Source organism: Acinetobacter sp. YH12058, assembly GCF_013419805.1.
Taxonomy (GTDB): Bacteria; Pseudomonadota; Gammaproteobacteria; order Pseudomonadales; family Moraxellaceae; genus Acinetobacter; species Acinetobacter towneri.
The window spans coordinates 99,179-105,305 of the sequence record NZ_VOZL01000009.1 but is presented as its reverse complement, the minus strand read 5'-3'; the positions used below and the strand labels follow the sequence as shown (position 1 = coordinate 105,305).

Annotated in this window: 4 protein-coding genes and 2 pseudogenes; all 6 read right to left on the bottom strand. The window is 37.1% G+C overall.

Annotated features, from left to right (window positions below):
* Positions 1-134 precede the first annotated feature (134 nt).
* Positions 135-989: an HNH endonuclease gene (locus FTU09_RS07600; protein ID WP_166138773.1), complete on the bottom strand. Its 855-nt coding sequence runs from the start codon at positions 987-989 to the stop codon at positions 135-137.
* A gap of 9 nt (positions 990-998) precedes the next feature.
* A pseudogene (locus FTU09_RS13950) lies at positions 999-1,634 on the bottom strand (restriction endonuclease subunit S); the annotation flags it as partial.
* A gap of 396 nt (positions 1,635-2,030) precedes the next feature.
* Positions 2,031-2,198: pseudogene (locus tag FTU09_RS13945) on the bottom strand (restriction endonuclease subunit S); the annotation flags it as partial.
* A complete protein-coding gene (locus tag FTU09_RS07590; RefSeq protein ID WP_180079941.1) occupies positions 2,198-3,766 on the bottom strand; it encodes a type I restriction-modification system subunit M in 1,569 nt (522 codons plus the stop codon). The pseudogene FTU09_RS13945 and the gene FTU09_RS07590, both read right to left, overlap by 1 nt.
* Positions 3,767-3,957: 191 nt before the next feature.
* On the bottom strand, positions 3,958-4,962 hold the full coding sequence (locus FTU09_RS07585; RefSeq protein ID WP_180079939.1) for a hypothetical protein: 1,005 nt from the start codon (positions 4,960-4,962) through the stop codon (positions 3,958-3,960).
* Positions 4,963-5,041: 79 nt separating this feature from the next.
* Positions 5,042-6,079, bottom strand: a complete 1,038-nt coding sequence (locus FTU09_RS07580; RefSeq protein WP_180079938.1) for an inovirus-type Gp2 protein — start codon at positions 6,077-6,079, stop codon at positions 5,042-5,044.
* Between the last annotated feature and the right edge of the window lie 48 nt (positions 6,080-6,127).

Below are 6,127 nucleotides of genomic sequence, written 5' to 3'. Positions count from 1 at the left end.
TCAGCTTGCTTCAAGATACTCATGATCAAGCTGTCTGAATACTTAGATGTTTTCATAGAAAATCTCCTTAAATCAAGGTTATTCGATTTTCTACTTTTAAACTCAATTATTTTTAGGGAGGATTACCGAATTATTTATTCTTCAAATGTTTGTCTAAGCGGATTCCTCAAAGAAACGCTATATAAAAGTTTTAATCTCTCAATTGTCATTGGAATACCATTTTCGGTTTTATGCAGCATTGCATGACAATTTGGGCAGACAGGTCTTAGATCTTCTTTAGGATCAACCTCATACTCTTCACCAATCGTATTTAATGGCTCAATATGATGTACATGGATAAAATCTTTAGCAAATGAGCCATAGGTATGTTCAAAGCTCATGCCACAGACATAGCAACGAGTCCCATAAATGGCAATACATTCAGCTCTCGCTTTGGGACATCTCTCATAGCCATTTACAGTAACAGTTAGTTTTTTGCCTTCAAAAAATTTGGGGCTATTCACACCTGCTTCATCAGGATAGTTGGTCTCTTCAACATTACTAAACTGGTCAGCAATATAACTAAGCAATTTTTTATGTGCTTCAACCTTATCTAAAGATTTACCTTTTACAAATTTAGTGGTCTTATGCGACTGCAAAGTATCTTTTGGTGTGATTAGACCTAGTTCGGCTAAATATCGTCTAGACAGTGATGCTTTCTCAACTTTTTCAATTGGTTGAATTAGAAAGTAATCACCTTTATATGCCTCTAATTCTTTTTGATCTAACCAATATTCTCTATCTTTTTCTGGCAAATCAGATTGACCTGCAAATCCAACAACTTGATATTGATATTGAATTTTTCCTATTGGCTCTGTCACATACAAAAATAGAATGTCATTAATTTGGAATTCAAAATCGTATTTTGCCCAACATATTTGATGTGCATCATGATAAGCACGATCTATATCATAAATTGCAGGATTAACAGGAAATAACCATTCAGACATGAGATCCCTCTACACAAACATCTGCTGCAACAAGCCTTTTTTCCACTGTTTGGCTTGTTCAATTTGCTGTGCTACGACTTCAATTTTTTGGTCAATGGCAGATAAGAAATTGGCGATTTTGGTTTGTTCTTCTTGGCAAGGTAATTTAATTTCTATTTTACTTAAATCACCCAGATAAATTCCAGGTTGGGCTGAAACTACCTGTCTAACTAATAGCTCATTCTGAAAATCCACGGCATTAAACAACTGAAAAATAAATTCCGGTTTGGCAGATTTGAAACGCATGAAAGCGACACTTCGTTGAAAAGCGTAGTTCTTATACTCTTCTTTAAATATAGCAACACGACCAATAGTACCAACCACTGACAATAGAATATCTCCAGTGTTCAAACCATAATTTTTATAAATTGAATCAAACTCTAATTTATTAATTCTTCTATCTTTTTCATCAATAACTACATGGCCATTCTGTAAATTCTTAGCACTTAGTAGAAATAAGTGGGATGTTGGATCATCTTGATGTGTACCATGTGTACCATCTTTAATAAAACTTACAGCACTTTTAATAGAAATACTCTCCCACTCCCCAAATTCACTACCATCATCCGCTTTAAAACGAAGCTGCTGGCTAAACAGCTTTTGCATCATGCCTTGTTTATATTGGCTCAGCAGTTCATGTTTTTGATTGAGTTGGCTAATCTTTTCATCCACGTTCGATAGAAAAGAGGCGATTTTGGTTTGTTCTTCTTTGCTTGGTGAATAGATACTATATGGTTCAATATGCTTATTGTTGATTTGGGGAATAGTTGAAGTGTCAGCGATCTTATAAAGTTCGATTTTATTGATTAAATAATATAAATATTCGGCATCTAAACTATGTTGTGGGATCAGTGCCATAAGGTTGCTATCTAATAAAGCATCTACTCGCAGTATACGAACTTTATTATTTAGGATAGCTGCTCCTCTTTTGGGAAAAACGACACTTTTACTAGGAACCGCATCGGAATTTCTTTCAGTATAAAATCTTGAATATTCTTGATATTTATCACAATTGTTTAGTTCTTCGACTTTTAAAAATGGCATTTCCCCACTTTTATCCAGTTCATATTTACTTGGTGAGTAACCACTTTTGATCTGAACGAGATTACCTAAAAGATCGAGTTCCCAATCCCCACCAAACTCTTTAAATCGTAACTTTGGTGTAGCCATTACTTCACCCCCGCAAACGGTGAAACAATGCCAAGCTCTTTGCAAAAATCTGCAATGATGGCATCGGTTTTTTGGCTGTCTTGTTCCAAAGCTTGAAGCTGTTTGGCAATCGCATCTAAATCAATTTCGGCTTCCGCTTCAAAAGTATCCACATAACGCGGAATATTCAGGTTGTAATCGTTATCTTTCACTTCCTGCAAGGTCGCCACATGCGCATACTTTTCAATATTTTCACGCTTTTCAAATGCCGCAACAATCTTATCCAAATGCTCAGGCAATAACTTGTTTTGATTCTTCTGCTTTTCAAAATCATTGCTGGCATCAATAAACAGAATATTGCCGCTTTGCTCACGGTTTTTCTTCAACACCAAAATACAGGTCGGAATAGACGTGCCATAGAAAATATTGGCGGGTAGACCAATAATCGCATCCACCACGTTCATCTGTTCAATCAGGTACTGACGAATCACGCCCTCACTCGAACCACGGAACAAGACGCCATGCGGTAACACCACTGCCATGGTGCCGTTGTCATCCAGTTGATACAGCATGTGCTGTACAAACGCCATATCGGCTTTAGAACTTGGCGCCAGTTTGCCATACGCAGCAAAGCGTTCATCTTGTAAAAATAACGGATCGGCAGACCATTTTGCAGAGAATGGCGGATTCGCCACCACCGCATCAAACTTTTTATCTAAATGCTGCGGACGGGTTAAAGTATTTTCCTGCTTAATGTCGAACTTGGCAAAATGCACATCATGCAGAATCATGTTCATGCGTGCCAAGTTGTAGGTAGTACGGTTCATTTCCTGACCGTAAATCATATCGACATCTTTAACTTCACGTTTTACCCGTAGTAACAAAGAACCTGAACCACAAGTCGGGTCATAGACTGAACGTAAACGGTCTTTGCCTTGGGTGACAATCTTGGCCAGTAAAGTCGATACCGTTTGCGGGGTATAGAATTCACCCGCTTTTTTGCCCGCACCTGAGGCAAACTCACCAATCAGATATTCGTAAGCATCACCCAGTACATCGGCTTCGGTATTACTAATATCAAAATCAATATCATCTAAATGACTGAGGACTTTCGCCACCAGTGCATTACGGTCACTGGCATTATTGCCAAGCTTGGTCGAGTTTAGATCCAAATCTTCAAACAGGTTGGCAAAGTCATCGGCAGAGTCGGTGCCTAAAGTGCTTTGTTCAATTGATTTTAAGGTCGCAGTTAAATCATCCAAAATGAATTCGCCCTGACGACCACGCTCGGCTAAGGTATGGAATAGCTGTTTTGGTGTGAGCGCATAACCGACTTCGGCAATGGCATTCTTTTTAATTTCTTCGATGTATGGCACATGCTCAGGATTATTTTCATCTAACTCTAAAAAGCTGAGGTCTTCGCCATCGAGCAATTCATTGGCAAAGTTCACCGACTTTTCCGATAAATATTTAAAGAAAATAAAACCCAGAATGTAATCACGGAATTCATCAGCGCCCATGGTGCCACGCAAAGTATTGGCAATATTCCAAAGTTGTTTTTGTAATTGTTGCAGTTGTACTTGGGTCATTGTTATAGAAGTCCAAATAAGTAAATCATTAATAAAATGATTTTACCTAAAATTCTAAAACATGCAGCAGTAAAAAGGTGGAAAAGGACATTATTTGTCGCTTTACTTGAACTTATGGACAGAAAGTCATAAAAATAAAACTCCCATACTAGAGATGGGAGTTTTCTAGTGATCGTACTTTTGATGAACAATTAAAAAATCATAAGCTTATAGTCAGGTCTAATTGCTTTCGAAGAGTAATGATGCATTTTCATAGGTTCAATAATAGACTTAAAATACTTGGACCAATCTTGATAGCTGCAAGAAGCGCCTACCACTTGATTTGGCTCAACCAAAAACGCTTGCTCACAGATAAGAGCTATTTTCAGATCCACCCATAGTTCTTGACTAAGAAGGTTAAACCTTAAAGGTTTATCTAAAGTAGGGTGCTTCAAAGGGTGTCCCACATCAGTAAATGCAAATACTCTACCGCAATACTGTCCATTGAGATCTTTAGATATTTGATAGGCAAATCCATGTAAATTATCTAAATTCTCTTTTTTCAGCATATTGATAAACTTCCGTACAACCACTGCAAACTGCTGCTCATCTTTAGGCTGTAGTGGAATACTCGTACGTCGGTAAATGGCATCAAACTTGAAATCTACCTGATGAATGCGGATCTGTTTATGCTCACGTAAAAGTCTGGCAACAAATCGATTAACCCTGTTTTGTTGATCTTTTACCTGTTGATAAGTTTTTAAAATTGCTTTAGTCATCGTTTTTTCGTCAACTAATGCCCTACCACGTAACTCATTCCAACACCGCTCAATCAGCATGATACTTCTGAAATGCAGATCATCTTTTTGACATTGAACCGATAGGGGCAAACTTCTAATTAGCCCAAAGCATTCTCTGAAACATTGAAATACTTTTTGTACTTGTGGATCAAAAATATGCCCTTCACCTAACTGTGAATCAAAGCAGTCAAAGTAATGCCGACCTACGTACATAAAATGATTCAACAGGTCAGTGGAAAGATATCCTAAGCAATTGTTACTATTTGAATTTACCCTTAAAACTTGAGCAGATGGCGAGGTGATTTTTTTAAATAGCTTGAGTGCTTCTGTAAGCACCAAAGCTTGTTGTGGTGAAACACAATTTACAGGAACGGGAATTACTTTGCTCTGTGGCGATAGTGCTGCGTATGTATTCATATATAGGCTCTGATATGTATTTTTTTAGTGCCCTGCTCATCAGGTGAATGAGCAGGTATAACTTCGGTGATATGTAGATTTATGTCCCTCTACGAGGGCGGCCTGATTTACGTTTACTTGCTGGCATCTGACTTGTACCAAATGTTTTTAGCCTACTACCACTGGGAATAAACGCGTGTTGCTTATCTTTAGTCAAATATTTGATAACTAGTGACTCTAATGCACTATGAGCTTTTTCATCATCATGATGTAACATTCCAATAGCTAAATGTTTATAGCGTTCTTTTGAACCATTACAGCTGTAGTAACTTCCCTTATACTCAGTAAGTTGTTCCCATTTCTTGCCGAACTGGTCAGCTATAATCTCGTCTTTTTGATGTTTATTACCATCTAAGAAAAAAATAGTATGATAGTGATAGCCTTTATTAACGCCGTATTCTAGTTTCCAAATATAACCAATAGGTCGCTGATTTATTGAAAATCTTGATTTCAAAAATTTCTTAAACATCTTTCTGATCAGATTCAAATCTTCAGAAAGATTTCTACATTTTTTCGCAATTGCAAAATCAAGACGCAAGACTAGTAACTTTGAATATTTAACTCTAAGCTTGTTTAGCAACTGAATAGCACGCGCTTCTTGATGTTTTAATCTTTCAAATCGATTGCTCTGTGCCTGAATAAATTCATCTTCCAGGGTGCCTGAAAAAATTTTAGAAACAAAAGCATTTGCTAGATCTGCAAAGATAATAGGTTCTCCCGCGATGGGGAGAACATCATTTGCTTGAAAATTTTTAAAATAGCGTGGTTCAAAATTTATAGGTTTTAATATTTCTTCATATGCTCGCATATACACTTGAGTATATTCATTATTAATCGCTAATTCAGTCAAATCATCGGGATCTGGACATTGAGATAACAGATTTCTAACCAAAGGGTCCGCTTTTTTAAACCGCCCTGTCTGTAATTTAGGAAAAGCACTAGAAATCTTATTGTCAACAATAAGATCAATTAACGTCTCAAGTTTAGAGTAGTCCTTATCCGCTTGTTCTAAAAGATAGGAAGCAGTGTCTGATGTTTCAAATTGCGATATGATTTTGTCATTTTTACTCATAGTCATTACTTTTTCCAGACATGAGTTCTCCCTGAAGGTATAGCTTGTGGGCTA